This window comes from Micromonospora sp. NPDC023633, from assembly GCF_040640035.1.
In the GTDB taxonomy this organism is placed as follows: Bacteria; Actinomycetota; Actinomycetes; order Mycobacteriales; family Micromonosporaceae; genus Micromonospora.
This window is the reverse complement of record NZ_JBFABB010000256.1, coordinates 1-2923: the sequence shown is the minus strand read 5'-3', so window position 1 is coordinate 2923 and position 2923 is coordinate 1. Positions and strand designations below refer to the sequence as shown.

The window sequence follows — 2923 nt, the reverse complement described above, 5'->3', positions numbered from 1 at the left end:
GGTCGGCGTTCCTGGCCCGGCTCGCCGCCGAGGCCGGGCGCGCCGCCGCCGGCACGCCGGACGGGGCCCGGGCGGTCGCCGCCGTGGCCGCCCTGACCGACCGGCACGGCGACACGGCCGTCGAGTTCGGGCACTGGCACGGCGACTGGGTGCCCTGGAACCTCGGCGTGCACGCCGGCCGCCTCGTCGCCTGGGACTGGGAGCACAGCGGGCCGGACGTGCCGCTCGGCTTCGACCTGGCGCACGACGCGTTCCAGCGGGCCCTGGTGCTGCGGGGCGAGCCGGCTGCGGCGGCGGCGCGGGCCGTCGACGCCCACCTGGACCGGTACGGCGCCGAACTCGGGCTCGGGGCGGCGGCCCGGCGGCTGGTGGCCGACGCCTACCTGCTGGAGATGTGGCTGCGCACCTGGCGACTCGCCGACGCCGGCGCCGGCTGGAACGCCGCGCTACATCCCGCCCTGCTGGACGTCATCGAGAAACGACATAGCGGCTGATCCGCCGAAATCGGTGGAGCCCGCCGCGCACCGTCGGCTCCGGACGGTGACGAGGAAGTTCCAGGTCGTGACGATCGTCGATATCGACGATTCGCTGCGGCGTACCCGATCCGCCACCCGCGGAGATTGATCTGTCGCCCGGTCGCCCTATTTCACCAGCCGGGGGACGTGTGATCTGCTGTCGCGTGGCGACCACCGAACATCCAAGCGAACTTGTGGGGAGTCGCGTGGAAACGACAACCGAGGACGCCGGCGAGCCCGGGGTCCTGCTCCTGGTGGGCTCCAGCGGCGGCCACCTGGCCCAACTGCTCGCCCTGCGGCCCTGGTACGAACGCTGGCGGCGGTGCTGGGTCACCTTCGACACGCCCGAGGCGCTCTCGCTGCTGGCCGGCGAGGAACTGGTCCCGGCCCACCACCCGACCACCCGCAACGTGCCGAACCTGCTGCGCAACGCCGTCCTCGCCTGGCGGGTGCTGCGGTCGCGCCGGGTCGCCGCGGTGGTGACCACCGGTGCCGGCGTGGCCGTGCCGTTCGTGGTGCTGGCCCGGCTCCGGCGCGTGCCGACCGTCTACATCGAGGTGTACGACCGCATCGACACCCCGACCCTGACCGCCCGGCTCTGCCGGCCGTTCCTCTCCGCGATGCTCGTGCAGTGGGACGAGCAGCGCCGGCAGTACCCGGAGGCCACCGTCGTGGGGACCCTGCTGTGAGCGCCGAGAGCACCGGAACCGCCCCCGCGCACCGGGTCGCCCCCGGCCACCCCCGGCCGACGCCCGCCCACCGGGTGCCCCGGCCCCGCGACCCCGGCGACCTCGCCCGGTCCCGGCTGCTGGTCGCCGTCGGCACCGACAAGCACCCGTTCGACCGCCTGGTCGGCTGGCTGGAGGAGTGGCACCCCGCCGTCGCCGAGGGCGTCGGGCTCACCGTCCAGCACGGGCACACCCGGGCCCCCGGGGTGCCCGGGGCGGTGCCCTTCCTCGGCCACGACGAGCTGCAGGCCGCGATGGCCGAGGCCGACCTCGTGGTCTGCCACGGCGGCCCGGCCACCATCCTGGAGGCCCGCCGGCACGGTCACCTGCCGATCGTCGTGCCCCGGGACCCGACCCGGGGCGAGCACGTCGACGACCACCAGCAGCTGTTCGCCCGCCGCCTGGGCGCGGCCGGCATGGTGGCGCTGGCCGAGACCCGGGAGGCGCTCCTCGCGGCGCTCGCCGCCGGCCTCGCCGACCCGTCCCGGTTCGCCGTCGCGGCCGACCCGGCGGCGTCCGAGGCGCGCCGCGCGGCGGTCGAGCAGGTGGGACGGATCGTGGAGGACCTGGTGGCCGCGTCGACCGGACGACGGCAGCGGACGAGGTGGCGGCCGTGGGCACGGTCGGGCCGGAACGGAGAGCGGCGATGACCGAACACCCGAGCGTGAGCGCGGTGGTGCCCACCCGGGACCGCCCGGAGCTGCTCCGGGCCGCCGTGCGCGCCATCCTCGACCAGGACCACCCCGGTCCGATCGAGGTGGTGGTCGTCCACGACCAGTCCGAACCGGACGCTTCGCTGACCGAACTGTCCCGCCCGGACCGGCTGGTCCGGGTGATCCGCAACGAGCGCGCCCCCGGCCTGGCCGGCGCCCGCAACTCCGGCGTCCTGGCCGCCACCGGTGAGCTCGTCGCGTTCTGCGACGACGACGACGAGTGGCTGCCCGGCAAGCTGCGGGCCCAGGTCGAGGCGCTCGCCGCCCACCCCGACGCGGAGTTCGTCAGCTGCGGCATCCGGGTCAGCTACGACGGGCACACCGTCGACCGGGCGCTGCCGAAGGACTCGGTCACCCTGGCCGACCTGCTGCGGGACCGGATGACGGAGCTGCACCCGTCGACCTTCCTGATCCGCGCCGCCGCGCTGCGCGACGGGTTCGGGCTGGTCGACGAGGAGATCCCGGGCAGCTACGCGGAGGACTACGAGTTCCTGCTCCGGGCCGCCCGCAGCGCGCCGCTGGTGAACCTGCGCACCCCGTACGTGCTGGTGCGCTGGCACAAGCGGTCCTACTTCGCGCAGCGCTGGGACACCATCTCCGAGGCGTTGCAGTGGCTGCTGGAGCGCTACCCCGAGTTCGGCACCCAGCCGGCCGGCGAGGCGCGGGTCACCGGGCAGATCGCCTTCGCCCGTGCCGCGTCCGGCGACCGGCGGGGCGCGATGCGCTGGGCCCGGCACACCATCCGGCGCAACCCGCGGGAGCCACGGGCGTACCTGGCTCTCGCCGTGGCCGGGCGGGTGGTCCGCGCCGACGCGGTGCTGCGCACCCTGCACAAGCGCGGCCGGGGCATCTGAACCCGCGCCGCCCGCGCCCGCTACCAGGTCATGAGCCGGTCGCTGGCGGGGGTGCCCGGCGAGCCGCCGCCAACGCCGCCCGGGGTGACGGTCCGCCCGCTGCGACCCGGCGA

General features: G+C 75.8%; 3 protein-coding genes and 1 pseudogene. All 4 read left to right on the top strand.

From position 1 onward, the window contains the following. Window positions 1-494, top strand: a pseudogene (locus tag AB0G13_RS34435) (hypothetical protein); the annotation flags it as partial. Between the two features lie 227 nt (window positions 495-721). Further along, window positions 722-1204, top strand: a complete 483-nt coding sequence (locus AB0G13_RS34430; protein ID WP_121395268.1) for a UDP-N-acetylglucosamine--LPS N-acetylglucosamine transferase — start codon at window positions 722-724, stop codon at window positions 1202-1204. A 74-nt stretch (window positions 1205-1278) separates the two neighbouring features. Beyond that, window positions 1279-1893 (top strand): glycosyltransferase, encoded by a 615-nt coding sequence (locus AB0G13_RS34425; RefSeq protein ID WP_357883811.1) that lies wholly within the window; start codon window positions 1279-1281, stop codon window positions 1891-1893. Beyond that, window positions 1890-2810, top strand: a complete 921-nt coding sequence (locus AB0G13_RS34420) for a glycosyltransferase family 2 protein (protein WP_357883808.1) — start codon at window positions 1890-1892, stop codon at window positions 2808-2810. The genes AB0G13_RS34425 and AB0G13_RS34420 overlap by 4 nt, the downstream gene beginning before the upstream one ends. Window positions 2811-2923: the final 113 nt, after the last annotated feature.